Raw genomic sequence first — 24,186 nt, forward strand, 5'->3', positions numbered from 1 at the left:
GATCTATCCTGCGTCCGGCGCGCGCAGCCGGTAGCCCATTCCCCGCACGGTCTCGATGATTTCGGCATCGCCGAGCTTTTTGCGCAGGCGACCTACAAAAACCTCTATCGTATTGGAATCACGATCAAAATCCTGATCGTACAGGTGCTCCACGAGTTCCGTCCGTGACACCACCGTGTCCGGGTGGTGCATCAGATAGGCTAGCAGCCGATACTCGTGCGAGGTCAGTTTCAACGGAACCCCGTTCACATCCGCCTTGGAGGCTTTGGTGTCGAGCCGCACCGGGCCACATCGCAGTTCCGTCGAGGCATGCCCCGCAGCACGCCGGATAAGTGCACGCAGGCGCGCAAGAACCTCTTCGATGTGGAATGGCTTCGTCACATAGTCGTCGGCGCCCGCATCAATGCCTGCCACCTTGTCGCTCCAGCGATCACGGGCCGTCAGAATGAGGACCGGCATCTTGCGGTCATCCTGGCGCCAGCGTTCCAGAACACTGATACCGTCCATCTGTGGCAAACCAATATCGAGCACCACCGCGTCATACGGTTCGGTATCTCCGAGGAAGTGCCCTTCTTCTCCGTCAAACGCCTTGTCGACCACATATCCGGAATCAGTGAGCGCTTCACTTATCTGCCGGTTGAGATCCTTGTCGTCCTCGACAACGAGAATACGCATCAGCCCCTCGGCCCGCTTCGTTTCATATCAGCACCCCGTCGTGTTGCGGTCTGAAACATCAGTTCGCCGGCACGACGAACTCGGCCCGCTTTGGCCGCTCGCCGCTGTTGCCCGGAATCACCACAACCACCTTGCAAACGGTTCGCCCACCCTCGGTTGCTTCGGTCGCCTGCACCAGCGTTCCGCCGTTTTGCTCGGCAACCCGGGATCCCACCGAATAGCAGTCAACCACTGCCTGCGCCACGGTTGCCGTCGACCAGAAGACCGATGGCCCAATGGCCAGGGTCAGAAGAAATGCCGATCTATGTGCGCGGTGCCAGAACATGACAACTGATTTACCTCATCGAGACTGAATAGGAAATGAACGGCATTCTAATTTTCAGCCGCCCGGAGAGACAGAAATACGTGCATGTCTGCCTCTCCGGCAGTCAGCCTGGCTTCAACCTCAGTGAATCCGGCTGCGTGCACGAACCCGCCCGAAAAGAGCGATCAAACCGGAAATCGCAGTGATGGCCTCGAGCAACCCTTCGGAAATGGCTGAACTGTCGACATCGCCGACCGGATAACCCAGCATGCTCGCGCTGGCGGCGACTATCGTCACCATTGATGCCCAGATCGTGCGGGACAGGTACCAGGGTTTCGTTGCATTCATCGTCTTCTCCTTCTCTCCATAATCGCTCAAGCGACGAGGGTGAGGGTCGCCGGTTTGCCCGGCCCCTCCTGATCGCTGATTTGCCTCACCGTGATCCGGAAAGTCGCTGGCCGATGAGGAAAGTCGGCGGCCTGCATCGCGGCGCTGTAGACCCAGCCCGCCGTTTCGCAGGTGGCACTGCGCACATTGGCACCGTCGTCCCCTGCCACATCCACGCGGTATCGCTCACGCGCTTCGCTCATCGGAATGTCATCGCCGCTCCAGCTGTCGGAACGGCCCCGGTCCCGGCGGATCCATGTGAGATTGATCGCACCGGTATCGCTTCTTTGCGCCCGCAGATGCACCGGTGACAGTGGAAGCAGGGCTTCCCGCCCACCAGATTTGCGCATCTGGTAGAAGCGGTCGCTGCCGATCTCCTCGCCCGCCGGTCCCGCTCGCCAGTTTCGCTCCAGCCCGATCTCTCCTGCATGAAGCCCTGCCGGCTGCACGGCCTGGTCCAGCAGCACGAAGCCCGCGCCTTCCGGCGCTCCCGCAAGCATCGCATCTTCGGTCCCGACCTGCCCTCGAAGGAGGCCGGCAAGTCGCCACACCGAAGGCTCGATTTCCTCCGCCGTGGTGAACTGAAGGACCTCCCAGTTTCCGGCCTGACTGAAAACGGCCGCGGCGTTTGCACCATTCAGCAGCGCTCCCGGCGTGGCACTCTCCAGCTCCCCCGAAAGAAGCTCGACGATCACGCGCCCGGCAGCGTCGACCCGGCCGACAACCCCCGCTTCCAGCGTGTTCCTCAAAAAGCCGATCGTCGCTCGGTGTTCGACCATGGTGCGAAGCTCAAAACCGCTTTCCTCGGAAGAGGCAAAAACCGCATGTCTGCTCCAGGGGTCCGCGTGCACCGCAATTCGGAACTGTTCCTCGGCAGTCTGTGTTCCGGGTTGCCACGGCAGGTCGAGCATCATCACGAACGATGCACTCTCGCCGGACTCGCCCGGATTCGCCGGCGGTAGCGAAGCCGACGTGGCAACTGGCGCAGGAGCGCCGTGAACACGCCTTGCACTGATGCTTCGCTGGACACCGTCCTCCACCTCCGTCACAAGGTAGCGCGCCTCGCCCGTCTCCTCCCCCAGACGCAACACCGCACCTGGCTCCACCGACACGGCGGAGAAGGGCAGAGCAAAACGCACCTGTTCGCGCGCGGCCCAGTTTCGTCTCAGCCAGTCCTTCGCACAGATTTCGGCCTCCGGGCCCACCAGAGCGCCCGGAAAACTCAGAAATTGTTTGCGCCTGCCCTTGGCGCCGATGTGCACCGCGCGCACGGTGGCGGCCTGGTGCTCACGCATCTCGTCACGGAAATCCACCTGCACTTCCGCCGGCAGAACATGATCGGGATCGCGGGTTCGTTCGATGATTGCGCTTTCCCCGTCAAATGCGAGATCCCGAATATCCAGTGTTTCCTTCAGCGCGGCACCGAGTGACCGGAACGCAAGGGTTCCACTCCTGTCGGAGGCTCCGACGCCGAAAAGGTCGATGATCGGCTCAAGCGCATGACGGGCAGTGGTGGGGCTGGCTACAATGTAGCCGGACACGGCACCATCAGCATGTGTCACGTCCGCGCCGGGCAGGCCGTGGTCGGCGAGGATCGCGTTGATCAGGTCACCGACCACAATTCCGCTTGCACGGCCATTGAGCCAATGCCCGCAGGCCCAGTTCTCGCCATCGCCCCACACGTCTCGCCGATTCGGAAACGCCGGGTATGGCCTCGCGTCCCATGCCCAGAGAGAAAACATGTCCGGATCGACCATAGGTCCGTGATAGACCGGAGAAACCGGATTGTGCGCTCCGTGCTCTGCCCAATACTCGTAATGGGCCTGCAGCAGTCGGTGCTGCGCGAGATCCGAGCGCCCCCCGTTGGAGAAATACGGCAACGCGCCTTCGGAGGATTTGGCATCCGGAAAGACATTCGGCTGATTGGGGCCCTTGTCGACGGCCGGGCACCCGAGTTCCGTGAAAACAATCGGTTTCGAGGCCGGCTGCCAGGCGGTTGCCGCGCTTCTTTCGACGCCGCCAATCCTGTCAATGTGTCGGTTGGACCACCAAGACACCAGGTCCTTGTAGCGAAACACCCAGGGTTTGCCATATGCGCCATCGCTGATCGGGGTGCGGTTTCTCGCCCTTCGGTCCGCCTCGCTCGCATAATACCAGTCATAGCCTTCACCCGAAGCGATGTTCGCCTTCAGACCTTCCAGGTCATACGGCCCGGAAAAGCCATCGGGGTTTGTCCCGCTATGGTCCTCGTCCCGCCAGTCGGAAAGCGGAATGTAGTTGTCGATCCCGATTGCATCGATTGCGTCATCGGCCCAGAGCGGATCGAGATTGAACAGCACATCGCCACTGCCATCCGTCGGCTGGTATCCGAAATATTCTGTCCAGTCGGCTCCGTAGGTCAGTGTCGTTCCGCCGCCGAGAATGCCGCGCACCTCGTTGGCGAGAACGCGCAATCCCTGCACGAACGGAAAGTTGCCGCTTTCATCGCGAACCCGGGTCAGACCGCGCAACTCGGACCCGATCAGGAACCCGTCGACACCACCGGCAGACGCTGCAAGATGCGCATAGTGTAGAAGGAACCTCCGGTATCCCCAGTCATCGACCGCACCGCCAAAGCTCACGCCCCCTCCCCGCGGCACGAAGTTCTCGGGCCGCGCATTGCCCAGAAAACCCACGATTTGGTGGTTCGCCGTCACCGTTTTGTCTACGCTTCCCGGGCGCCCTGGCGCGGGGTGACACGTAATTCGCCCCCGCCAGGGATAGGCGGGTTGCTTCGCGCCACCATAAGGATCGGGAAGCGCGTTTGCGTGGGGTATGTCCATCATCACGAAAGGATAGAGCCAGACTTTCAATCCCCGGGCACGGATCGCTTGGATTGCCGCCTTGACCGTCTGATCGGACGGTGTGCCACCATACGCCGCACCTTCATGGGTGAAGGACACGATCTGGGCTGCATTGCGCCACAGACCCGAAACGCTCCAGTCCGAACTCCGGTCACGACCGAAAAGAAAATCGGTGAACTCGGGAGACACACCCATCAGGGACCAGATCCCGCCCCAGTCTAACGGGTAGGAATGGCCGCGATGGGTCACCACCATCGGCTTTATCCTGCAGGCTCCTGCCCGCAGATCCGTTCCGAACCACGAAACGACCAGCGAAATGCTCTTCAGATTGGGATACAGCGCCTGCAATTCATCGAGTGATGCTTCAAAATCGCTTTCAGCCACCAGTGTGTTCCGGTTGACGACCGTATGATGCCCTGGCCGATCAAGCACTTTTATCGCCTCGGGCGACAGACCGAATTCCGTTGATCCCGGGATGAGCGCCACCGAGCCGACCTTGTCATTCAACGAACTCACCGGCCGCATCACCTCGAACTGAAGCTGCGGCAAACGGTTTCCATAGTCATCGATGGGCAGGTGGTCGATCACCGCATATGCCGTTCCGCGATAGGCTGGCGCGTTTCCGCTGCCCTGCTTGGCCTCGATCAGCGGATCCGGTCGCTGCTGTTCGGATCCCCGATAGACACGGATGTTGACCTTGCTTTGATCCAGTTCCCGACCGTCCGCCCAGATCCGGCGAACCCCTGCGATCTCACCTTCACACAGCGCAAAGGCTGCATTGGCAAAATAGGAGTAGGTCGTGGTTTTCGGCCCGCCCTTTCCACCCTGGCGCTGTGTCGTGCTGGTCTCGACAAAGCGGGTTGCCCAGATCAGGGTCCCGCCGGTCCGGATCGTGCCGTAAACTCGCGGCAACGGAGCCCCCTCTTCGCCTGAAAAGGGACGTGCGGCAGCGAGCCTGGGGCCTTCATAGTGCTGGGAACCGCCGAATATCGCACGATCGACCACATAGCCCGCGAGAGCTCCGGCCGCCGTTCCCAGTGTTGCCCCGACAGGGCCAAGGAAACCGCCGATGAACGCACCGGCAGCCTGCAAGACAAGTGTCGCCATGAATGGTTACTTTCCAGAGATGCAGCTAACGAGGGAGCGGGAACGCAAACACGCCCGCGATCTTCCGGCGCCATTGCGGCACCAGCGACGAGACAACGACAGCACCACCTTCATAGGCATGCACGAACGCGTCAGGTCCGGTGAGAATGCCGACATGTTTGGCCGGCAAATGCATGCGCCAGCGAAAAAGCACGAGATTGCCGGCACGCAAATCCGTAACAGGCAGCTCCTCGCAGTGACGCCGCGCGGCCTCCAGAAGGCGGTCCTTCCGTGAGGTTTCCGCCCAGTCGGCACTGTAGTCTCCCGGGTGCTCCACGTCGCATTCGTAGACCTTGCGCCACACACCGCGCAAAAGCCCCAGACAATCGCAGCCAACATGCTTTCGGCTTGCCTGATGGCGGTAGGGTGTGCCCACCCAGTCCAGTGCCTCGTGCAGGATCGCCTGACGAAGCGCATCCTCACAATGCAACGTGCCGATGCTCATTTCACAAGCGCCTTCCCGTCAAAGACACCCTGTTCGCTCACATAATCGTAGGCAAAATCGTCCCCCGGGAGGTGTGGAAACCCCCGAAAATTCAGAGCGTTGTTAAACTTCGCCTTGCATGTGGAGAACTGCTTGTCGCAACCCGCAGCCACTGTGAACGTGTCTCCGTCGGTCCCCTCCAGCGTTGCCTCCCGCCACAGGGCCAGCCTCGTCTCCCCGCCAAAGTTCCCGTGGCTGACAACCCGCTCCTTCCGGCCTTCGTGCCCGCCGCTTGTCCATGTCAGCGTTCCGTTGTCGAACCAGCCGTTTTCAAAACCCGAAAGGCCTTCCACGACGATGACACCTCCATCTTCGACCCGTCGCAGTGTGCCGCCTGTCGAGAAGCGCGGATCGTTGAGGTTCACCCGGCATTGCGCATCCCCCAGCTCTGCATCGCAGCCCCGGCGGACTGTGCGTCCACTTGGCTGATCAAGAGCCCAGGCTTCACTTTCGAGTTCCGCGATGAAACTTCCGTCACGGCGTGTCACTTTCCCGATCACCGCCACCCGCAGTTTTTGAAATTCCCGCGGATCGCGCCAGTTGACCAGATAGGTCTCGATCCGGGCGCCGTCATAAAGCCCCGAGAGAATATCCTCTTCCCGTATCTGGCTTGCCGAGAGCGCCCCCTCCACATCAACGGTGTCGATCGAAAGGCCGAGTGACGATTTGGCCTCGCTCGCCGTGAGACCAGTTTCCGGCTCGAAGGCGGTGCCGTCACACACCAGCGATTGATCGTGATCGGTAAAACCGAAAACCACACCATCTGCGCGAGACAGGCGCCAGCAATGGCAAAGACTGGTCGTTTCGCTCGCCAGGTGGGTCTTGAGCGGGCCATTTCCTGCGCTCATGTGATCACCTCCACAAGTGGTATCGTTGGTATTTGCCCGGCCTTGAACGCACTCAAATTCACCGAAAGACGGTCGCAGTCGAAACGCACCGGCACATCGAACTGAAAGCCCGCCGTTATCGCTGTTCCGACCGCCGGTGCCACCTGAAAGACCAGTTCCCCGGTTTCTGTGTCGATCGAATAGTCGAGCGAGGTCTGTGCAATCGCCCCGTCAACTGCGGCGGTGACCGTGTCCGCCACCGCGTGCGTGATGGGCCGGATCATCGCATCCACTCCCTCGCCATAGGTTTTCACCAGCGCGAAACGGACCCTTACCCCATCACCGACCCCGAGCCTCTGATCGAACGCGGTGGGGGTCTCGGACGGCCTGCAGGACTTCATGTCGAACGGGTCGCGAAAGCGAAATGCATGCAATGATCCACGCCGTGCCTCAAAGAACGCCAGAACTTCATGCACGTCATCCAGCGAACGCAGCCCCGTCCCGGCATCATAATGGCGCCGTGACAGTGCCTGACGCGCATTGCGCCGCTCCCGACCCGACACCAGCTGCACGATTTCATTGCGCCGTTCCGGCCCTCCCGTCGCGCCAAAGGAGATCGCAAGGGGAAAACGGACATCATGAAAACTGTTCATGTCACCTTCGGCTTTCACAGGGTCCGCGAGCCGCGCGAGACTGCGCGCGCAAGCATGCCCGTTATCTGTGCTTCGGACTTTCGAAACGATGCCGCATCGGGTGTCGATACGTTGAAGACGATGCTGGGGCCGGCTCCGGCTCCATGCCCGCCCGCCGCGACGCCAAGGCGCCCGTCTGCACCACGCTGCAGGGGCAGGATCGCTTCCGCCCCCGCCTCCCCCATCAGGCCGACATTTCCCCCCATCGGAAAGTAGGTCGGGGAGGAGACAACGCCGCCGCTGGCAAACGGCACCACTCCACCCTTGGCAAAAGGCAGGATGCTGCCCAGAACACCGGAAAAAAGAGAGGAGCCCATTGCCGCGAGCGGCTGCAGGGCATTCGACAGCGCCATGCCAGCAAGGTTCATGCCGATGTTGCGCAGCACGTCTTCGAACGACTTGCCACTCACCACCGCGCTTCTCAGCGCCCCGGTCATCTGCCGCCCGAAACCGTCAGCGAGCTTTTCCAGGTCGCCCAGCGCAGTTTCAAAGGGTCTCGTGTCCGCCCTTATTTCAAATGTTACATCTTCCAAGATCCTGTCTCCGCTGAGTGTCGGCGTTGTCGCGATCGGGAAACCGCTCCATAAGCGCCTTGAGATCGTTGCGGGCCGGTGCGCCGCTTCTGCTGCCAAGTGCGGCCAGCGCACAGTTCAGTTCACGTGGCGTCATCGACCAGAATGCACCGGGCGAAAGCCGCAGCACTCCGAAGGCAAATCCCATCACGTCTTCCCAGGGAAACGGCCTTGGTCGGGGTGCTGCGGCATTCAAGGGTTTTCAGAGGTCGCCTCCCCTCCACCGAAGGTCGCGGTCAGAAGCGCGCTTACAATGCGCGCAAAGCCCGCCGCACCCTCATCGCAGCGCATCGCCCGCACATCCGCCTCGCTCACATCGTACCCACCACCGCGCAACCCCGCCGAAATGACGCGCAGCATGTCACGGGCGGAAAGCCGGCCGCTGGAAAAGCGTTTGGCGAGTTCGCCCAGGTCGTCGGCACCGAAGGCATCTTCAAGCTCGGCCAGCGCTCCCAGAGTCAGGCAGAGCCGGTAATCCCTGCCGTCGATCCGCGCTGGCACCTCGCCGCGCCTGCGGTTGGCGCCGCTCATGGCGTCACCGCAAAAGTCACGGCACCGGCCGACTCCAGTGCGATCTCAAACGTCACCTCGCCGTCATGGTTGCCGCTATATTCAAGCGCCGTGACCTGAAATGGTCCCGAGACCAGACCGAAATCCGGAATTACCAATTGCCAGTCGGCGATTTCACCGGCGAAGAAGCGGCTGCGTATCGCCACATCGGATTCGTTGTCCTTGAAGATACCCGACCCGCTGATCGAGGCGCGCTGAACACCGCTGCCAGCCAGGAGCTCCCGCCAGCGGCCTGCCGATTCGGCATCCGTCACGTCCACTGTTTCACTGTTGAAAGCAATGCGTTTGGCGCGCAGACCAGCAACGGTAATGAATGCCCCCAGACCGCTCGGATCGAGCTTCAGGAGCAAATCCTTGCCTTTCTTGGCCACCATGTTTCTTCTCCACAACTGTGTTGATGTTCACACCGGCTCGGTAAGTGCGCGAAAGCGCATCAGGCCGTGATAGGCCGCCAGATCCTCGTTAAAACGGACTTCGCTGCCTTCACGACGCAGGCTCACCAGCGCATGTCCGGCAAGGGCCGGCAGCGTTGTCCCGAGCACGGCGTCGACCCGCTCCATGAGCAGCAGCACCTCGCGTCGTCCCCTGGCACCCGACCAGACGTTGATTGTGAAAAAATGCTCGCTCCCCACCTCCGTGTCGGTGCTCCAGTCGTGTGTGCTGAGCGGGCCAAAGGTTACATAGGGATAGGCGGTGCGCGCCGGCGCCAGATCGTGCAGTTTCTGGCCACCCAGCGCAGTCGTCAGCGTTTCGTCGGCAGCCAGCAGGCCAAACACCGCCCCTTGCAGTTCAAGTGCGGCGTCGAACATCGTCTCGCTCCCGGGCCTGTGCCAGTTGCTGTTCCTTTGCCCTCCCTGTGCGGCGCGCGGCTTCCGAGGTTTCACTGGCGCGATGCGCCAGCCGCCGCAGCGCGCGGGTCAGCCCCTCTCCCGTCAATCGCAAGCTCATCTTCATCCGTGTTGCTCCTCGGTCAGGCACACCAGATAGCGCCCGGTCTCGTCGGGATCGTGCGCCGTCACGATCGTAAAGTGGCGGTGCCCGCGGGTGAGCCGCATGCCGTTTGTCACACCTGGTCGAAACCGTAGCGTGATGCGATGTGTCACCCGCTCGTGGTGCTGTCCCGCGCCAAAGGGCGCTGCTGCCCTCACCGGTTCGATGAAGCCGAAAACCGTCGCCACCTCGGTCCAGCGTTCGGTGTGTCCGCCAATGCCGTCCGGCGTGACGACGGCGCCCTGCAAGCTGAGTTCGGTGCGGAAAGCGCCCGGGTCGATGAACTGCACCCGCATCACAGCCTCGGCTTTCGATAGCGATTGACGAGGCGCTGATAGCCGACCGGCAGCGAGACGGGCTGATCCTTGGCATCGAAGGAGGCTCGAAATTCGAACCAGTGCGCCACCAGAAGCACGATCGCGCGCCGCAAAAGGTCGGGCACGTCCGTTCCCGCTTCGCCGTAGCCAGCCCTGAAATCGATCTCGATCCCGTTCAGGCGACGGCCAGGCAGCGGGCGTTCCGCAAATGCAAGACGCGCCGGGCAAGCATGGGAATCGAGCTGATACGAGGCCGGATCGACAAGAGAGGCCGCACCGTCATCATCGAACACCGTCACGGAAATCACCTCGCGCACCGGTGTGCGGTTCAGGAAGACGGTTGCCCCTTGCGGCCAGTCATCCATCGTGAGCCGCCAGGACTGGTCGATCAATGCCTGGCCGGTGGTCTTTTCCACCTCCTCACGGGCGGCGCGGATCAACCCCTCAAGAAGAGCATCTTCGCTCGCATGCCCGATCCGCAGATGGGCTTTGGCCTCGGCAGGCGTCACCGGCTCGACGAGTGGCCCGACCGTTCGAAATAGCGTCATGCAAAAACTCCCGTTCAATGAAAACGGCCCCGGAAAGTTCTTCCGGGGCCGCATCGGCAAGGTCGTCGAGGGAGGTCTATACCGTGCCGAATTTCAGGAGTTTCACCGCATCGAAATCCTGAATGCCGCCACCCACACGCTTCGTCGTGTAAAAGAGCACATAGGGTTTGGCCGAATACGGATCGCGCAGGACCCGGACGCCGGCGCGATCCACCACCAGATAGAAGCGGCGGAAATCACCAAAGGCGATCGGCGTGGTGTCCGCGCCGATGTCCGGCATGTCCTCGGCCTCCACCAGCGGAAAGCCCATCAGCATGGCGCGGCTGCCCGGCGTGGCGGGCGGCTGCCAGATATAGTTGCCGTCGGCATCCTTCAGCTTGCGCAGTGTCGCCTGCGTCTTGCGGTTCATCACCCAGTTCGCGTTCTGCCGGTAACCGGCCTTGAGCGCATAGACCAGGTCGATCAGCACGTCGGAAGGTTCGGTCGCCGGCAGTGCGCCGGACGTACCGGTCACGTTGTAGCCGACATTGCCCCAGCTCCAGCCTGCATCGTCCAACTGTGGGTAGCTGAGAAAGCCCTTGGGCTTGTTGACCCCGTCGCCATTGACGAAAGCCGCCCCCTCCTGCTCGGCAAATGCGGTCTCCACCTCGCTTGCAATCCACTGGTCGAGATCCACCACCGCATCGTCAAGCAGCATCGCGGTTGCCGCCGGCATCGCATAAAGCTCGGCCGTGGGAAACTGCAGCTCGTCCAGCGTACCCGCCGCCGTTTCAGGACGCGCAGCCGTCTCGGCCACCCAGCCCACCGCCGGACCGGACACCGCGAACGGCTTTTTCAGGACCGCGCTGGAGACCTGCCTTACCGAGGCGATTGAGCGGATCGGAGAGAGTTCGGCCAGCCGGGCACCGATGGCCGCTTCCGTCTCGTCTGGAACCAGGTAACCACCATCCGGCGCCGAGCCGTAGGACATCGCCTTTTCTTCCAGCGAGCGCAGGTCCCGCTCATCGCCGGAACGCATATAGGCATCAAATGCCTGCTTGCGTTCGAGTTCCTGCAGTGCTGTCGCGCCGCCGCGCCCCAGCACGGGCCGCGTTTTCTTCAGGACCAGCGTATCAAGCGCCTGTTTGTGCTCGTCCAGCGCCTTCGAAATGCGCTCCACCTTTTCCGATGTCACCACATCCGCGCTACGCGTCTCCAGCTGCTTCAGCTTCTCGTCATTGGCCTCTTTGAAGCTTTCGAACGCATTCATGAAATCATGGAAGGCGCCCGTCACGTCACCCTCGTCCAGCGCCGATTTCACCTCCGGCGCGCGTTTTGCCGATCCTGCCGTCATGTCTTCATCCTCAATCGTTGAACATGCGGGCCGCCTTGCGGATCACCGCGGCTAGCCCCTCGTCAAAGCCCCGCGCGGCGTCCCGCTCGCGTCTCAAGGCGCCAAAGCCCTTGGCAATCACCATTCGGGCTTCGCGCCGCGTCAGGCCGGCATCCCGCGTCAGCCAACGCTCAAAGTCGCGCGCCGTGGGCAACAGCGCGCCCCTTTCCTCCGTCTTCACCTCTTCCACACGCGCCTCCGGCAACATGGGAAAGGTGACCACGGAAATCTCCCAGAGATCCGCTTCCACGATGCGGCGCACACCGGTCTTCGCTTCGGTCTTCGCCTTCACCGTATGAAAACCGATTGAGAGACCGTCGAGCGCCCGGTCGCGCATCAGCTCCCAGACCTCGCGTGCCCGGGCTACGCCGAGCGCCAGCCGGCCACGCACCAGAAGGCCACGCCGGTCCTCGCGCAGTTCCTCCCAGGTACCGATGGGCTGGTTCGGATCGTGCTGAAAAAGCATGCGCACCCCTGCAGCGCCGCGCTTTTCGAGCGAGCGCGCGAACGCGCCCCGCTCCACCGCGTCGCGTCCGAGGTCTACCTTGCCGAACAGGCTCGCATAGCCGGAAAACGTTCCGTCAGCCTTGACCGTCTCGATATCGAGCCCGGCATATTTGCGCTCATCGGGTATCGGCGCGATCTTTGCCTGCATTGTCTAGCGTCCTTTCTGTTCACGGTGACGGTCCTGCCTCTCGCCAGGCAGCGGTCCGATCGGACGCATCTGGAAATACCGCAGCGCCAGTCCGATGGCGCTCCAGGCGCACAGGCTCGCCACGGCTGCCCCCATCAACATGGTTTCACCCGTCCCCAGCCGTCCGGTAAGCCCCAGGATCTCTGCGAGTTTCAGCCCCGTCGCCCCGCCGAAAACCATCCCGCACACCACCCCGACCGCAAAGCGAATCGCGGCATCACGCCGGTGTTTGGGCAGAATGTAAGCAAGCGAAATAGCGGAGCCGGCCACAGCGCCAGCGCCCTTTGCGAGCCATATCCAGCCCGCATGGGTGATCTCGGTCATAGGTTTTTTCCTCGGTGATTGGAGCGCCGGTGCCCGACCTGCCGGAGCCGGATCACTCGCCACGCGGCCCATAGCCCACGGCCCGGCGCTTTTCTTCATCGCTCAGGAAGTCGGCCGCTCCCACCCGGCTCCAGAGTGCTTCGCGCTCGGCCGCCAGCCCCTCGATGCCGTCGGCGTCGTACCAGAGCCTCAGCCCTGCGCCGAAGACCGGCTGAAACCAGGCCGAAAATTCCTTCGCAACCCGCCCCACCAGCGGCAGCACGGTCAGGCGATAGAAGGCCCGGTTCGCCTCCTGATAGTTGGCGTAGGTGTTGTCGCCGGGAATGCCCAGCAGCATCGGCGGCACGCCCAGCGCCAGCGCGATGTCACGGGCAGCACCGTTTTTCGCCGCCATGAAATCCATGTCGCGCGGCGAGAGGCTCATCGCCTTCCAGTCAAGACCGCCCTCCAGAAGCAGCGGCCGCCCGGCCCGTGCGGCACCGCCATATCCCTGTTCCAGCTCCACCTTCAGCCGATCGAACTGGTCGTCCGAGAGGTTCCCTCCCTCCTTGGGCGCATAGACCAGCGCGCCGGAAGGACGCGCCGAATTGTCGAGCAGCGCCTTGTTCCAGCGCGCTGCCTGGTTGTGCGTGTCGAGCGCCATCAGCGCCGCACCCAGCGGTGCAAAACCATAGTGATCGTCGAGCGGATGAAAAAGGGTAAGCTGCAGCGCGGATCCGGGATCCAGTGGCACGCGCTCGCGCGCCTTGCCTTCACGATAATCCAGCGCCACCGGCCAGCCGCCCGCATCAGCCACAACGCAGACGCGGTCGGGCCGCAAGAGATGCAGTTCACGCGTCCCCGTGCCCGTTTCCAGCATGCGCAGATAGGCATTTCCCGACAGAAGCAGATGACCGTAAAGCGCCTCCATGAAGCCGCTTCCCGCCTGGCGCTGATTGGGTCGCGCCATCATCTCCAGCACCGGATGGGTGTCGTGCTCCCGCGCGCCCTCGTAGAGCAGCCAGGGGATCGCCGCCGCCGCCTCCGCCACCAGCCGCACGGCGCGATGCGCGATCGCGTTGGTCATGAACCCCTCGCGCGCCAGAGCACCATAATCGCGCCGCGAAAAGCGCGCCTCCGCCTCCCGATGAAGCGCCACGAAACCGCCGGCGTGCATCTGTTTGGTTTCAACCGGCGCAACAGCACCTCCCGGACGCTTTGCCCAGGGCCAATACCAAGCCATGTGTTTTTCCCGATTTGCGTTTCGTTCTGTCAGGCTCAATGCCGCACAGGTCTGTCCTCAGCCGAGCGCACGCACGCGCGGCTCCCGCCGGTTTGAAAGCATGAGTTCGCTCAAGGCCCAGACAAGTGCGTCCACCCGGTCTGGCGAATGCCCGCCCGAAAGCCCGTCGAGACCAAAGTCGCACATCTCGTCCTCAAGCTCGGGAAAGCGCGCTGCATGGCGCACCCGTCCCTGCTCATAAAGGGCCGCCACAGGTTCCGCACGCAGCCATTTTCCTCGTGTCGCCCGCACCGATTTCACCGGCACGCTCGCGTCGACGGTGGCAATCACCGTCGCCACCATCTCCCCTCCCTGGTTTACCTCCGCCACGAGACAGTCAGCCTCAAGCCGCCGATACAGCGCCACGGCACGCGCGGCCCACTCCTGCGGCTTGGCACCCTTCACCGTTTCATCGCTCAGAACCACGCCCATGCCCGCTGCATCCAGGCCGGCCGCCACCAGCCCGCAGGCGTCGGATCTGTGGCTTGAGGCCGCCGGAGGGTCGACCGCTACGACAATGCGTTTCAGGTCATCCCCATTTTCAAGAACCCCGGCCGTCTCGAGCATCGCCCGTGTCCACAGCGCATCGGGCCGGTCCTCGATCAGTTCACCATCGAGCTCCTGCCGTCCAAGCCGCGTGCCCGCATAGCGCTGCCTGATCGCTCTCATGAAACCCGGAGCCAGATTGTCCCGGTTCTCATCCGTCCGCATCCGCGTCACCGTCACATGCGGATCGTCCATCAGCCTCCGGATCAGGGGGATCGGCCTCGGGGTCGTGGTCAACAGCTGCTTTGGCTGCACTCCGAGCCGCAAGCCGAACTGCAGCATGTCGAATGTGGCGTCTGCCAGCCGCCACTTTGCCAGTTCATCGCACCAGGCTGCATCGAACTGAGGCCCGCGCAGACTGTCGGGATCTTCGGCGGAAAAAAGTTGCGCCACCGCGCCATTCTCCCACACGATGCGCCGTCTGCTCGCTTCGAAGCGCGGGCGAGCCCGCCGGGAAACCGCCAGAATTCCAGACGGGCCCTCCACCATCACCTCGCGCGCATCGGAGAGCGTTTCGCCGATCAGGGCCAGTCGGCCATATCGCGTTCCACCGGCAAAAGGAGGCAGCCCCCGGACCAGCGCATTCACCCATTCAGCGCCCAGCCTGGTCTTTCCGGCGCCACGACCGCCCATTACCAGCCAGCTGTCGAAGATCGCTCCAAGCGGATATTGCGCGAGCCGCGCAGCACCCAGCCATTCGCGTTCAATGGCGTGTGCCAGTTCCTGTGCCAGATTCAGCCTTGCCCATCCGTTCTGCAAGCTCTGCAGCAAGGCAGCGGATCCGGTCGTCGATGCGGTCGAGTGCGGCGGCCATTTCTTCATCGCTGGGGGCGTGCTTTCCATCCATTTCCTGCTGCTCGATCAGGATCTCGTTCATCCGTTCGACGACCTTGAGCATCGAACCGAGGCTTTCGATCCGCCCCTTGTCGAAGAGATCGCGATGAACCGCATCCTCGATCGAGCGCTGGAGCTGACCGAAAAGCAGCCCGATCATATGCTGTGTCCGTTCGATCGATGGCGGCTGCGGTGGATCGTCTGGAGATCCCCAGTGTTCCTCCTGCGCCCGCTTGCGCAAGAGCCGCTCCGAGCGGCCGCTAGCAAGTGCCAGAAGTTCAAAAGACGGCGGCGCACCTTCCCGCAGCGCACGCAACGCCATCAGATCGGCAGTACCGGTCTTGCCCATAACGTTCCACCCATGTCCGGAAACAAAAAAAGCGCGCCCCCGTCAAAGGACCCGCCTCGCAACGCCGCAACTGTGCGACCATGCCTGAACACTATCAAACGACCGTCACGCTGTCAAGAATTTTTTCCTATATTTCGTTATAGCCCTTTTTCCCGTTATCCATTCCGCCGGTTTTCCCTTGCTGATGCGGCGGAAAAACCAACAAACTCACAAAACAATAAGCTATGATATTCATTATATGCCCTGATCGCGGTGTGGGGTCGCTTTCGGGAATGGTCCTGCGGGACGGGATTTGAATGGGTTGGTCCTTCGGGACCGGACGGGAGACTGGGTGAAAAAGCCGCGCGAAAAACGGCAGAGCAAGGCGCCGCGGGCGACACGGCTGCTCGCGCTCGACGCTTGGCTGGATTCCACGCTTTATGAAGCGAGCTTCAAGCTCGCCGAGTTATGGGAAAGCATCACTGTCTTCTCCCGCCGCTTCCGGGTCTATGGTGCCAGGCGCGCCGTGGTCGAGTTATTCAGCGAAGCCGCCACGCTCACTGCCGCCGGCTCGATCGTCATGCTCGCTCTTGCCATGCCGGCCTTCGAAGAGACGGCAGGCGACTGGCGCACGCAGGACGACTATGCCGTCACCTTCCTCGATCGTTTCGGAAACGAGATCGGCCAGCGCGGGATCATCCAGCGCGATTCCGTCCCGGTTGAAGAGATACCCGACCATGTCATCAAGGCCATTCTCGCCACCGAAGACCGCCGTTTCTTCGATCATTTCGGGATCGACTTTCTTGGCCTTGCGCGTGCCCTGACCGAAAATGTGCGCGCCAATTCGGTCGTGCAGGGTGGTTCCACCCTCACCCAGCAGCTCGCCAAGAACCTGTTTCTGTCCAATGAGCGGACACTGGAGCGCAAGGTCAAGGAAGCCTTTCTTTCCATCTGGCTGGAGATGAACCTGTCCAAGACCGAGATCCTGCAATACTATCTGGATCGCTCCTATCTCGGTGGCGGCACGTTCGGCATATCGGCGGCGGCCGATTTCTATTTCGACAAACGGGTCAAGGATCTCAGTCTTGCCGAGGCCGCGATGATCGCAGGCCTGTTCAAGGCGCCGGCCCGCTACGCACCGCACGTCAACCTCCCTGCCGCCCGAGCCCGCGCCAATGAGGTGCTCACCAACATGGTGCAGGCCGGGTTCATGAGCGAGGGCCAGATACTGTCCGCCCGATTACATCCCGCCACGGCGATCGACCGCGAAGGCGCTGACACGCCGGATTATTTCCTCGACTGGGCGTTCGAAGAGGTGAAACGCATCGTTCCACGGGGAGCCACCCATTCGCTGGTCGCACGCACCACGCTCGACCCAGGCCTTCAGAAAGCGGCAGAAGAAAGTCTTGAGTTTCACCTGCGCCAATACGGCAAGGATTATGATGTTTCGGAAGGGGCGATTGTCCTCATGGACACCGACGGCGCTGTAAGAGCCATGGTTGGAGGACGCGACTATGGCCATAGCCAGTTCAATCGCGCGACCCGCGCCAGACGGCAAACCGGCTCCTCCTTCAAGCCCTATGTCTATGCGGTCGCCATGGAAAACGGGTTCAGGCCGGATTCAGTCATCTCCGATGGCCCCATTTCCTGGGGCCGCTGGTCACCGCGCAATTATGGGCGAAGCTATGCCGGCCGTGTCACGCTTTCTCACGCGCTCATGAAGTCATACAACACCGTTCCCGTCCGGCTCGCGCGCGATCACCTTGGCATCGAACCCGTGATCTCGATGGTCAAGTCCTTCGGCATTACCTCTCCGCTCAACGGTCACAAGACCATGGTTCTGGGAACATCCGGAATGACCGCGCTGGATCAGGCAACCGGATATTCCGTGTTTGCGAATGGTGGCTATGCCGGCACCCGTTTCTCGATCGCGCAGATGATGACGCATTCAGGCGACCTTTTCTATGATCATGATCGCGATGCACCGCCACCCAGGCGTGTCCTTTCCGAAAAGGCAGCCGCTTCCATGAACCAGATGCTCGTCATGGTCCCCGAACAGGGGACCGGCCGAAGAGCAGCACTGCCCATGACACGCTCCGCCGGAAAGACTGGCACCACCCAGTCCTATCGAGACGGCTGGTATGTCGGCTACACCGGCAATTATGTCGCGTCGGTCTGGCTCGGGAATGATGATTTTCATCCCACCCGCCGCATGACCGGCGGATCGCTCCCGGCGATGGTCTGGCAACGCCTCATGGCCCACGCACACAAGAATCTGGAAATTAAACCGCTTCATGGCATAGAAGGTCCAATGCTCATCGAGAGCGAGGAACCACAGCTCACCGGCGAAGATGGCAGCGACAGCCAAAATGTCGCCGATGAAATTCCGCTTGCACTGTCCGAGCGCACATCGCGTTTCCTGGAGGAACTGGCCACCCGGTTGAAAGCCGCGCCCCGCCTTCGCAACACCAGTCCCGGCAATACAGTGTCGGCCCTTTGATGTCCGTGCCAGTCTGTTTCATCGGTTGAATACAATGAAACATGTCCAAGTCGTCCAACGTGAAGGTCGTCCCTTCAATTCCACATGCTGAAAACCGCCCTTCTCGTTTCATTTGTTCTGATTGTCGCCCTTGGAGGCGGCGCCGGCAGCGTCTGGCTGGCGCTGGAGTCCACCAGGACCATCGGTTCGGTGGAAATCGGCCCATGGGTGGCCTTCCCCAAACTGGGAACGCATGAGGCCGATCCCTATTCGCGCGCTCGAAGTGCCAGAACGGGAGGGCTCAGCCTCGGCCAGGCAGAAGGCATTGTTCTCGTGGCCGGCACCGACAGTATGGGGCGCCCCCTGCGACGTGAGTGCAGCTATCGGATCGAGGGTGATCTCCCCCCGGCCCGGTTCTTCACCCTGCATGCCACCGATGAGGCAAGGCGCTTTCTGAAGGCCCCTGCGCGCTTTTCATCCGCACGTCATTCGCAAAACCTGCTCTGGCGACCGGCGCAGCCCCTCAGGATTACGGTTTCGCCGCAATCCCACCCCGAAAACTGGATCGCGACCACGGGCAGAGGCCCGATGCATCTCAGCCTCACACTGGTCGACACCCCCATATCGACCGGCGCAAGGGTCGGCGAAACCATCATGCCCATGATCAAGCGGATCGGCTGCGATGATTAAGCCCCTGCGTCTCTTGTTCCTCGGTCTTTTTGGGGCCGCTGCCGTTCACATCGCCATCGTTTTCCTTCTTCCCGCTTATTCCGAGCGGGATGCATGGTCGGAACTCGCCTCCAAAGGTGGCCTCTACACAACGGTTCGCCTGGGGCAAGGCAGCGCCGAGGGGGTTCTCGGCGAGAAAGACAATCCGTTTTTCGAACGGGCGGCCTGCCGTTTCGATCTTGCCGACGGAATGGCCCGGGTCACATCGAGCGAAACGGTCCCATTCTGGTCGTTCTCGATCTACGATCGTGAAGGTTTCAATGTATTCAACGTGAGCGACCGGAGTGCCAGCGATGGAAAGCTCGATGCACTGATCGTCACTCCCGCTCAATTGCTGGAGTTGCGCAAGGGCATGCCCGAGGCCCTCCAGACATCCCTGATCGCCGAGACGGAACTTGAGGAAGGAATGATCGTGGTGCGCTCGTTCCTACCCGACGAAAGTTGGCGCGGGATCGTTGACCGCTTCTTCGCAAGAATGCGCTGCGAAGCCTATTAGGGAAGCACCACTCTTCGGTCAGATCTTGCCCGAGCGCTTTCGAACCCCGTCCGGCTGGCTGCCGTCGGTTCCATCGGGATCGCAATCATGTCGACGTTCGTAGCGCACACCGGGAAAAATGATGATCGCGGCCCCGGAAGCACGCTTTTTCTTGGAACCTGAAGGCGCTTTTCCAGCGGCCTTTGCAAAGCTCAGTATTGTTGCCATGACATCGCGTCCTTTTCGTCGTGCAGTGGTACGCAACGCCTCCTGTTATAAGTAACGCAGCTCATGGTTAACGTTTCGTTATCAACGGTTTGGCGAGGAGTGAACGAAAGTCTAAAGAATCCGGTTAACAGCTTGCTAAGGGAATTGCTGTAATGCTCCTTGTCAGACGGCGCACCTGCATTCCGGTCTCCCGTCTTGTTTTTGTTCCAGTGGCGTTTTGGAGGTTGTGGTCTGCGTGTCTTCCGCTCTATTCAGGCAACTGGCTTCCGGCGGGCAGGCTCAGAGACCCGATCGGCTGTTTCGGGCGGCCGTATCCGCGTTTGTCTCGCTGACACGCCCAACCAGGCGTGAAATCGCCCAGCTGGATGACCTCGCGCTCCCCCTTTATGCGTCCATACCTGTCGAAACGAAGCGCTACGCCGCTGCCATCCTGTCGGAATGCAGTGCCGTCCCGCCGACGCTTCTGCGGAAACTGGTAAATGAGGCGCCCGAGATTTCCGCCCCTCTTCTGATCCGTTCTCCGGCGCTCAGCGATGTGGACCTGATCGGGCTGATCGCCCGGCATGGCAGCGCCCATGCCCGCGTCATCGGCCGTCGTGCCGGCCTCAATCCGGCCATCGCATCGTTGATACGGGTTCTTTCGGCTCAGGAAGGCCCAGCCGAGAATGGCTCCACGGCCAAAGGCAGCGATGTGGAAGAAAACGTCAGGGACAGGCTGCGTTTGATCATGCGCGCAGCAAACACCCAGGCGCCCTCATCACTGGACGAGCCAGATCTCCCGGCAGCACACATTGCCGATGCGAGGCTTCGCACGGCAGCGCTCTCCAACGAGCTGCAAGCGTTCGAACAGGCCCCTCTCCGAACTGCTGTCGATACCCATTGAAACGGCCCGGGAAATCACGGATTTCCCCACCTATGGAGAGTTGATCGTCGCCCTCAGAGCTCTCGACCTTCCGGAAACTTCAGCGTTTCTGCTGGTTTCAGCGCGTTTTGCGGGGATCTTCACATCACCCGCTTCCATCGGATTTTTCCTGGAGCGCTACGGCGCTCTCACACCGCGCTCGGCGCTTGAAAAGGTCAAGCAATGGCGCAACGCAATTGCGGCACCGAACAACCACAATCAGCCTGCAGCTATGTCGAAATAGCGGTCTGGACGCTCAATCTCGGCAACCTCGATCTCCACGAGCCAGAAGTCGGGATCGAACCGTCTCTCGCGATCGAGCCGTTTCTCGATCGCTTCCTCGTCGTCTTCTATGATCAGGCTGAACCGGCGCTCGTCCGGCCGGGCCTCATCATAAACGGCCTGTGCGGCAGGACCGTAAAGCGCCTGACGGCCAAGGCGGTCCCGCAGCAGGATGAAAATGCTGCCGGCCTCCATGGCGCCCTTCTGCACCACGGTTGCGAAACTGCCTTCGGAAAAGAGCCGCTTCGTAAGCGCAGAAACCCAGAAACCGCTTGTCAGACGCATCTTCGCTGCCTTTCCGAAAATTGAAACCGCCCCGCCGTTTCAGGCCCGCAGCAGACTTTTCCGGAGCAGCCCGTGTGACAGCATCGCCTGCGAAACCGCCGCTGGAAATCGCTCCGCCCGCAGATTCAAGGACATGCCCTTCCAAACGTCTGCAACCGCATGCCAGAAGCCCGTGGCTCCCGCATCCGCATTAGTTGGTCAGACCGACTTCCCGCATTTTCGCCAGAAATGGCGCGTCGGGCTGACCGCTGACGGGAAGTCCAAACAGACTCTGGAACTCACGGATAGCTGCCCGGGTGTTCTCGCCGAGCACACCATCGACGTTGATGCCGTCATTGCCGAAGGCTTTCAGCCCCGCCTGAACACGCATGATCATCGGGTCTGCTTCAGGCACATTCACCGCTGCACTCTGGACAATCGGCTCCCGAACCTCCGCTCGCGGCAGCGGAACTTCTTGCTGGCCAGGCACGGGCGCGGCGGGCAGAGGCGCTTCACTGCGCGCCTGATAGGCCGGCCGGGGCGTCGGCGTGGGTGCAGCGCCCGGCTCCGGCAACGCCTCGCGCACCGAAGGCTTCTCGGGCTCTGCCGGCACGTTGGAAAGCCCCAGTTGGCGCAGCAACGCCTCATCCACCGCTGCCCCCGGGTTGAGACCGACGATGCGGCGATAGTTTTCAATGGCCGTGCGGGTGGCTGGTCCCTGCAGGCCATCGATGCCGCCCCGGTAAAGCCCGAGCTCCTGCAGCACTGTCTGGACCTTTCGAATCGTCGGATCACCAAGGGCTGCCGGGTCGGGACGCTGCGGTGGAATTGCACCCGTCGTGTCGTCATCCGGTGTTACCTGAACCGGTGTCCTTTCAACCGGGGCGGGGCGCTGGAATGCCGGCTGCGGAGTGGGTTCCGTAAAAACCGGAGCACGCGTGGAGATCAGGGCGCTCGAATGGAAATGCGGCTGATACCAAAGCGCATTTGCAGAGACGAAGGAAAAGGCGACCGCAAAGGCAGTCGCTCCGCCGACGGCCACGGGATTGCGAACGATCGCCATTCCCGCACCAGCCAGACCGGCCTGGAGCAGGGTTGCGAAAGTCACCTCGGGTTCAGGCCGTCTTGCGGTATTCTTCATCACTCCACTCTTCGCTCTCAACCGTTCTGCCATTCCGGTCTGTCATATCCTTTTCAGCACCAACGCCAACAGGCAGCGAGACGCTCACCCGCGTGCCTTCACCCGGCGCGCTGTCGATCGACATGCCTCCGCCATGCAGCGAAACAAGTCCTTTGACAAGGGCAAGGCCGAGGCCTGTCCCTTCCACATGCCGCGTCTCGTCATTCCGCACCTGTGCAAAGGGTTCGCCTATGCGTTCCAGGTCATCGGCGGCAATCCCCACACCGGTGTCGGAAACGCTGAAATCAAGTCGATTGCCACGGCGCTCGGCCGCCACACGAACCTTTCCGTTGGCATGCGAGAACTTTACCGCGTTCGACACAAGGTTGATCAGGATCTGCTGAACCGCACGCCGGTCGCAGTAAATGACGCCAACATCCTGCGAAACTTCGGTGTCCACCTCAATGGACCGCGCGGACGCGTCGCCCATCGCGAAGGCAACACTCGCATCCACCGCTTCGGCAAACCGAAATGCCTCGGGATGCAGCGTGTAGGTCCCCGCCTCCAGCCTTGAAATTTCCAGAGTGGAATTCACGATCGAGAGCAGATGTCCACCGGCTTCATGGATCAGGCGCACATATTCGCGCTGTTTGTCGTTCGAAAAGCGCCCGAAAATCTCGGTCTGAAGCGTGTCGGAGAATCCGATAATCGCATTGAGTGGCGTGCGCAATTCATGACTGACGGTCGCCAGCATGCGTTTGCTCTCCACCCGTGCCTGACGCGCGTGCTCCCTGGCCTCGGCCAGCGCATGCTCTATCTCTGCCCTGTCGGCTTCGTCGCGCAGGATGGCCACAACCTCTCCCGCCTCTTCGCGCCGCAGAAGTTCGATGCCGAACCGCCGGTACCCGGGCGCCTGGGCTCCCCCGTTTTGGGCAGGCATGCGCAGGCGAACACTGACCTCACGCCCCATCCCGTCCTCATATGTATCGGACACCGCACACAGATAGCCGACGCGATCGCCTACATGAATGCGCTCGAAAAAGCCGTTGCCCAGGAGAATGTCCGGGCGCAGCTTCAAGATGGTTTCTGCCTGATGGGAAGCCGTCTGCACATCACCGGTGCGATTGAGACGCATGATGAGCGCATTCATTCGGGATTCGATATCCGAGGCTTCGGATACGGCTTCGGTTTCGGCGACTGTACGCGCGTCTGTGGCTGCAAGCCGCACTGCGAGCGTGACGCAATACGCAACAGGCACCAGCCAGTGAGCCGCTATTGGAAGGGTCGACACGGAAAGCACGCCGGTTGAAGTCGCCAGGTGCGCCGCAAGCACCGATATCACGGCCGCTCCAGCTCCCAGCCAGACCGCACGCCGCTCGCGCGCCACCCAATAGCTTTCCGCGACAGGAATGACGGCAAGCATGGCCATCGGCGAGGCAAGCCCGCCTGCCACCGCGATGACCGCTGCACAGGGCCGCACTCGCCAGGGTCAGGGCCACCGCTTCAATCACATCGCCTCGCCCGCTGGCCAGAAGGCCTGCCGCCGCAAGCCAGCTCATCGCGAAGCCCGCGCTGGAAAGCGCAATGATTTCCGCGCCACCCAGGCTCGAAGCCAACAAGAGCCCAATCGCACCGGCGAAGAAGAAAGGCGCGGCAAACAGCGTGCCGGCCAGACGCAACTGACGGGCCCGTTCAACGCCCCGCTCCACGCGGGGATGAAGCAGCCTTTCGCATGCTGCGGAAACGGCAGCTGGCCATTCTCGATATGACGATACTCGTGAACTCAACTCGACGCGCTCTTGCTCTGTCCGTTCGGCGGGTTCTTGTTCCTGCCGAGGTTCGCACCGAGCCTTTAAAGAAAGGATAAGCGCACGCACCAATCGTCGAAAACCACGGGCAAAATGCGACAATTCCCACTGCCGAAAGCGATCTGAATGCGCGCATGGTTAACGGTCGCTGAACAAGACGCCCTGTTGTAAAACGGGACATTTCAT

The 24,186-nt window shown here is 61.7% G+C and carries 30 protein-coding genes; 5 read left to right on the forward strand and 25 right to left on the reverse strand.

Annotation, left to right across the window (positions count from 1 at the left end; all coding sequences use genetic code 11):
- Positions 1–3 precede the first annotated feature (3 nt).
- The 21 genes from AB2N04_RS15450 to AB2N04_RS15550 form a co-directional block, all read right to left on the reverse strand.
- Entirely contained in the window at positions 4–675 is a 672-nt protein-coding gene (locus tag AB2N04_RS15450; RefSeq protein ID WP_367715352.1) for a response regulator transcription factor, read from the reverse strand.
- A gap of 58 nt (positions 676–733) precedes the next feature.
- Positions 734–1,000, reverse strand: a complete 267-nt coding sequence (locus AB2N04_RS15455) for a hypothetical protein (RefSeq protein WP_367715354.1) — start codon at positions 998–1,000, stop codon at positions 734–736.
- 120 nt (positions 1,001–1,120) lie between these two features.
- Positions 1,121–1,327 carry a hypothetical protein gene (locus AB2N04_RS15460; protein ID WP_367715355.1) on the reverse strand — a complete coding sequence of 69 codons (207 nt, stop codon included), beginning with the start codon at positions 1,325–1,327 and terminating at the stop codon, positions 1,121–1,123.
- A gap of 26 nt (positions 1,328–1,353) precedes the next feature.
- The gene (locus AB2N04_RS15465) at positions 1,354–5,316 is read right to left on the reverse strand and encodes a glycoside hydrolase/phage tail family protein (protein ID WP_367715357.1); all 3,963 of its coding nucleotides are present in this window, start codon (positions 5,314–5,316) and stop codon (positions 1,354–1,356) included.
- 25 nt (positions 5,317–5,341) lie between these two features.
- Complete coding sequence (locus AB2N04_RS15470) at positions 5,342–5,800, reverse strand: NlpC/P60 family protein (protein ID WP_367715358.1); 459 nt, start codon at positions 5,798–5,800, stop codon at positions 5,342–5,344.
- Complete coding sequence (locus tag AB2N04_RS15475; protein WP_367715360.1) at positions 5,797–6,687, reverse strand: DUF2163 domain-containing protein; 891 nt, start codon at positions 6,685–6,687, stop codon at positions 5,797–5,799. Before AB2N04_RS15475 ends, AB2N04_RS15470 begins: the two co-directional genes overlap by 4 nt.
- A complete protein-coding gene (locus AB2N04_RS15480) occupies positions 6,684–7,319 on the reverse strand; it encodes a TIGR02217 family protein (protein WP_367715362.1) in 636 nt (211 codons plus the stop codon). Before AB2N04_RS15480 ends, AB2N04_RS15475 begins: the two co-directional genes overlap by 4 nt.
- A gap of 14 nt (positions 7,320–7,333) precedes the next feature.
- Positions 7,334–7,894 carry a phage tail tape measure protein gene (locus AB2N04_RS15485; protein WP_367718828.1) on the reverse strand — a complete coding sequence of 187 codons (561 nt, stop codon included), beginning with the start codon at positions 7,892–7,894 and terminating at the stop codon, positions 7,334–7,336.
- Positions 7,872–8,126: a rcc01693 family protein gene (locus AB2N04_RS15490; protein WP_367715363.1), complete on the reverse strand. Its 255-nt coding sequence runs from the start codon at positions 8,124–8,126 to the stop codon at positions 7,872–7,874. The genes AB2N04_RS15485 and AB2N04_RS15490 overlap by 23 nt, the downstream gene beginning before the upstream one ends.
- On the reverse strand, positions 8,123–8,461 hold the full coding sequence (locus AB2N04_RS15495; RefSeq protein WP_367715365.1) for a gene transfer agent family protein: 339 nt from the start codon (positions 8,459–8,461) through the stop codon (positions 8,123–8,125). The genes AB2N04_RS15490 and AB2N04_RS15495 overlap by 4 nt, the downstream gene beginning before the upstream one ends.
- A complete protein-coding gene (locus AB2N04_RS15500) occupies positions 8,458–8,874 on the reverse strand; it encodes a phage major tail protein, TP901-1 family (protein ID WP_367715367.1) in 417 nt (138 codons plus the stop codon). The genes AB2N04_RS15495 and AB2N04_RS15500 overlap by 4 nt, the downstream gene beginning before the upstream one ends.
- Positions 8,875–8,901: 27 nt before the next feature.
- Positions 8,902–9,309 (reverse strand): DUF3168 domain-containing protein, encoded by a 408-nt coding sequence (locus AB2N04_RS15505; RefSeq protein ID WP_367715368.1) that lies wholly within the window; start codon positions 9,307–9,309, stop codon positions 8,902–8,904.
- Positions 9,290–9,454 carry a hypothetical protein gene (locus tag AB2N04_RS15510; protein ID WP_367715369.1) on the reverse strand — a complete coding sequence of 55 codons (165 nt, stop codon included), beginning with the start codon at positions 9,452–9,454 and terminating at the stop codon, positions 9,290–9,292. Before AB2N04_RS15510 ends, AB2N04_RS15505 begins: the two co-directional genes overlap by 20 nt.
- Positions 9,451–9,786: a phage head closure protein gene (locus tag AB2N04_RS15515; protein WP_367715371.1), complete on the reverse strand. Its 336-nt coding sequence runs from the start codon at positions 9,784–9,786 to the stop codon at positions 9,451–9,453. Before AB2N04_RS15515 ends, AB2N04_RS15510 begins: the two co-directional genes overlap by 4 nt.
- Positions 9,786–10,355, reverse strand: coding sequence for a head-tail connector protein (locus AB2N04_RS15520; protein ID WP_367715373.1), 570 nt, complete (start codon positions 10,353–10,355; stop codon positions 9,786–9,788). Before AB2N04_RS15520 ends, AB2N04_RS15515 begins: the two co-directional genes overlap by 1 nt.
- Before the next feature lie 76 nt (positions 10,356–10,431).
- Positions 10,432–11,688: a phage major capsid protein gene (locus AB2N04_RS15525; RefSeq protein WP_367715374.1), complete on the reverse strand. Its 1,257-nt coding sequence runs from the start codon at positions 11,686–11,688 to the stop codon at positions 10,432–10,434.
- 10 nt (positions 11,689–11,698) lie between these two features.
- Complete coding sequence (locus AB2N04_RS15530) at positions 11,699–12,382, reverse strand: HK97 family phage prohead protease (protein ID WP_367715376.1); 684 nt, start codon at positions 12,380–12,382, stop codon at positions 11,699–11,701.
- 3 nt (positions 12,383–12,385) lie between these two features.
- The gene (locus AB2N04_RS15535) at positions 12,386–12,745 is read right to left on the reverse strand and encodes a DUF6107 family protein (protein ID WP_367715378.1); all 360 of its coding nucleotides are present in this window, start codon (positions 12,743–12,745) and stop codon (positions 12,386–12,388) included.
- Positions 12,746–12,797: 52 nt separating this feature from the next.
- On the reverse strand, positions 12,798–13,967 hold the full coding sequence (locus AB2N04_RS15540; RefSeq protein WP_367715379.1) for a phage portal protein: 1,170 nt from the start codon (positions 13,965–13,967) through the stop codon (positions 12,798–12,800).
- 57 nt (positions 13,968–14,024) lie between these two features.
- Positions 14,025–15,185 (reverse strand): DNA-packaging protein, encoded by a 1,161-nt coding sequence (locus tag AB2N04_RS15545; protein WP_367718829.1) that lies wholly within the window; start codon positions 15,183–15,185, stop codon positions 14,025–14,027.
- A 70-nt stretch (positions 15,186–15,255) separates the two neighbouring features.
- Positions 15,256–15,735, reverse strand: coding sequence for a hypothetical protein (locus tag AB2N04_RS15550; RefSeq protein ID WP_367715380.1), 480 nt, complete (start codon positions 15,733–15,735; stop codon positions 15,256–15,258).
- A gap of 331 nt (positions 15,736–16,066) precedes the next feature.
- Here AB2N04_RS15550 and AB2N04_RS15555 point away from each other — a divergent pair, with 331 nt between their 5' ends.
- The 3 genes from AB2N04_RS15555 to AB2N04_RS15565 all read left to right on the forward strand — a co-directional run bounded on the left by AB2N04_RS15555 (position 16,067) and on the right by AB2N04_RS15565 (position 19,418).
- A complete protein-coding gene (locus AB2N04_RS15555) occupies positions 16,067–18,214 on the forward strand; it encodes a transglycosylase domain-containing protein (protein ID WP_367715382.1) in 2,148 nt (715 codons plus the stop codon).
- Positions 18,215–18,298: 84 nt separating this feature from the next.
- Complete coding sequence (locus AB2N04_RS15560; protein ID WP_367715384.1) at positions 18,299–18,883, forward strand: DUF1214 domain-containing protein; 585 nt, start codon at positions 18,299–18,301, stop codon at positions 18,881–18,883.
- Entirely contained in the window at positions 18,876–19,418 is a 543-nt protein-coding gene (locus AB2N04_RS15565) for a DUF1254 domain-containing protein (protein WP_367715386.1), read from the forward strand. The genes AB2N04_RS15560 and AB2N04_RS15565 overlap by 8 nt, the downstream gene beginning before the upstream one ends.
- Positions 19,419–19,436: 18 nt before the next feature.
- On the opposite strand, the gene AB2N04_RS15570 is transcribed toward AB2N04_RS15565, so the two are convergent.
- Complete coding sequence (locus AB2N04_RS15570) at positions 19,437–19,625, reverse strand: hypothetical protein (RefSeq protein WP_367715388.1); 189 nt, start codon at positions 19,623–19,625, stop codon at positions 19,437–19,439.
- Between the two features lie 235 nt (positions 19,626–19,860).
- On the opposite strand from AB2N04_RS15570, the gene AB2N04_RS15575 reads away from it, so the two are divergent.
- A complete protein-coding gene (locus AB2N04_RS15575) occupies positions 19,861–20,508 on the forward strand; it encodes a hypothetical protein (RefSeq protein ID WP_367715390.1) in 648 nt (215 codons plus the stop codon).
- 237 nt (positions 20,509–20,745) lie between these two features.
- On the opposite strand, the gene AB2N04_RS15580 is transcribed toward AB2N04_RS15575, so the two are convergent.
- The 3 genes from AB2N04_RS15580 to AB2N04_RS15590 form a co-directional block, all read right to left on the reverse strand.
- Complete coding sequence (locus tag AB2N04_RS15580) at positions 20,746–21,093, reverse strand: DUF1491 family protein (protein ID WP_367715392.1); 348 nt, start codon at positions 21,091–21,093, stop codon at positions 20,746–20,748.
- Between the two features lie 190 nt (positions 21,094–21,283).
- Complete coding sequence (locus AB2N04_RS15585) at positions 21,284–22,213, reverse strand: peptidoglycan-binding protein (RefSeq protein ID WP_367715394.1); 930 nt, start codon at positions 22,211–22,213, stop codon at positions 21,284–21,286.
- A complete protein-coding gene (locus AB2N04_RS15590; protein ID WP_367715396.1) occupies positions 22,188–23,621 on the reverse strand; it encodes a PAS domain-containing sensor histidine kinase in 1,434 nt (477 codons plus the stop codon). Before AB2N04_RS15590 ends, AB2N04_RS15585 begins: the two co-directional genes overlap by 26 nt.
- On the opposite strand from AB2N04_RS15590, the gene AB2N04_RS15595 reads away from it, so the two are divergent.
- The gene (locus AB2N04_RS15595) at positions 23,614–23,961 is read left to right on the forward strand and encodes a hypothetical protein (protein WP_367715397.1); all 348 of its coding nucleotides are present in this window, start codon (positions 23,614–23,616) and stop codon (positions 23,959–23,961) included. The two genes, AB2N04_RS15590 and AB2N04_RS15595, sit on opposite strands and share 8 nt — an antisense overlap.
- The last annotated feature ends 225 nt before the right edge of the window (positions 23,962–24,186 follow it).

It is taken from the genome of Nitratireductor sp. GISD-1A_MAKvit (assembly GCF_040819555.1).
Classification (GTDB): domain Bacteria; phylum Pseudomonadota; class Alphaproteobacteria; order Rhizobiales; family Rhizobiaceae; genus Nitratireductor.

Coding starts and splice junctions, on each gene's coding strand:
- AB2N04_RS15580 (WP_367715392.1), bottom strand. CDS start 21,093: ATGCGTCTGACAAGCGGTTTCTGGGTTTCTGCGCTTACGAAGCGGCTC.
- AB2N04_RS15515 (WP_367715371.1), bottom strand. CDS start 9,786: ATGCGGGTGCAGTTCATCGACCCGGGCGCTTTCCGCACCGAACTCAGC.
- AB2N04_RS15510 (WP_367715369.1), bottom strand. CDS start 9,454: ATGAAGATGAGCTTGCGATTGACGGGAGAGGGGCTGACCCGCGCGCTG.
- AB2N04_RS15520 (WP_367715373.1), bottom strand. CDS start 10,355: ATGACGCTATTTCGAACGGTCGGGCCACTCGTCGAGCCGGTGACGCCT.
- AB2N04_RS15545 (WP_367718829.1), bottom strand. CDS start 15,185: ATGGGCGGTCGTGGCGCCGGAAAGACCAGGCTGGGCGCTGAATGGGTG.
- AB2N04_RS15500 (WP_367715367.1), bottom strand. CDS start 8,874: ATGGTGGCCAAGAAAGGCAAGGATTTGCTCCTGAAGCTCGATCCGAGC.
- AB2N04_RS15460 (WP_367715355.1), bottom strand. CDS start 1,327: ATGAATGCAACGAAACCCTGGTACCTGTCCCGCACGATCTGGGCATCA.
- AB2N04_RS15470 (WP_367715358.1), bottom strand. CDS start 5,800: ATGAGCATCGGCACGTTGCATTGTGAGGATGCGCTTCGTCAGGCGATC.
- AB2N04_RS15570 (WP_367715388.1), bottom strand. CDS start 19,625: ATGGCAACAATACTGAGCTTTGCAAAGGCCGCTGGAAAAGCGCCTTCA.
- AB2N04_RS15495 (WP_367715365.1), bottom strand. CDS start 8,461: ATGAGCGGCGCCAACCGCAGGCGCGGCGAGGTGCCAGCGCGGATCGAC.
- AB2N04_RS15560 (WP_367715384.1), top strand. CDS start 18,299: ATGCTGAAAACCGCCCTTCTCGTTTCATTTGTTCTGATTGTCGCCCTT.
- AB2N04_RS15595 (WP_367715397.1), top strand. CDS start 23,614: ATGGCCATCGGCGAGGCAAGCCCGCCTGCCACCGCGATGACCGCTGCA.
- AB2N04_RS15505 (WP_367715368.1), bottom strand. CDS start 9,309: ATGTTCGACGCCGCACTTGAACTGCAAGGGGCGGTGTTTGGCCTGCTG.
- AB2N04_RS15590 (WP_367715396.1), bottom strand. CDS start 23,621: ATGGCCATGCTTGCCGTCATTCCTGTCGCGGAAAGCTATTGGGTGGCG.
- AB2N04_RS15565 (WP_367715386.1), top strand. CDS start 18,876: ATGATTAAGCCCCTGCGTCTCTTGTTCCTCGGTCTTTTTGGGGCCGCT.
- AB2N04_RS15535 (WP_367715378.1), bottom strand. CDS start 12,745: ATGACCGAGATCACCCATGCGGGCTGGATATGGCTCGCAAAGGGCGCT.
- AB2N04_RS15550 (WP_367715380.1), bottom strand. CDS start 15,735: ATGGGCAAGACCGGTACTGCCGATCTGATGGCGTTGCGTGCGCTGCGG.
- AB2N04_RS15475 (WP_367715360.1), bottom strand. CDS start 6,687: ATGAGCGCAGGAAATGGCCCGCTCAAGACCCACCTGGCGAGCGAAACG.
- AB2N04_RS15540 (WP_367715379.1), bottom strand. CDS start 13,967: ATGGCTTGGTATTGGCCCTGGGCAAAGCGTCCGGGAGGTGCTGTTGCG.
- AB2N04_RS15455 (WP_367715354.1), bottom strand. CDS start 1,000: ATGTTCTGGCACCGCGCACATAGATCGGCATTTCTTCTGACCCTGGCC.
- AB2N04_RS15465 (WP_367715357.1), bottom strand. CDS start 5,316: ATGGCGACACTTGTCTTGCAGGCTGCCGGTGCGTTCATCGGCGGTTTC.
- AB2N04_RS15450 (WP_367715352.1), bottom strand. CDS start 675: ATGCGTATTCTCGTTGTCGAGGACGACAAGGATCTCAACCGGCAGATA.
- AB2N04_RS15530 (WP_367715376.1), bottom strand. CDS start 12,382: ATGCAGGCAAAGATCGCGCCGATACCCGATGAGCGCAAATATGCCGGG.
- AB2N04_RS15525 (WP_367715374.1), bottom strand. CDS start 11,688: ATGACGGCAGGATCGGCAAAACGCGCGCCGGAGGTGAAATCGGCGCTG.
- AB2N04_RS15480 (WP_367715362.1), bottom strand. CDS start 7,319: ATGAACAGTTTTCATGATGTCCGTTTTCCCCTTGCGATCTCCTTTGGC.
- AB2N04_RS15585 (WP_367715394.1), bottom strand. CDS start 22,213: ATGAAGAATACCGCAAGACGGCCTGAACCCGAGGTGACTTTCGCAACC.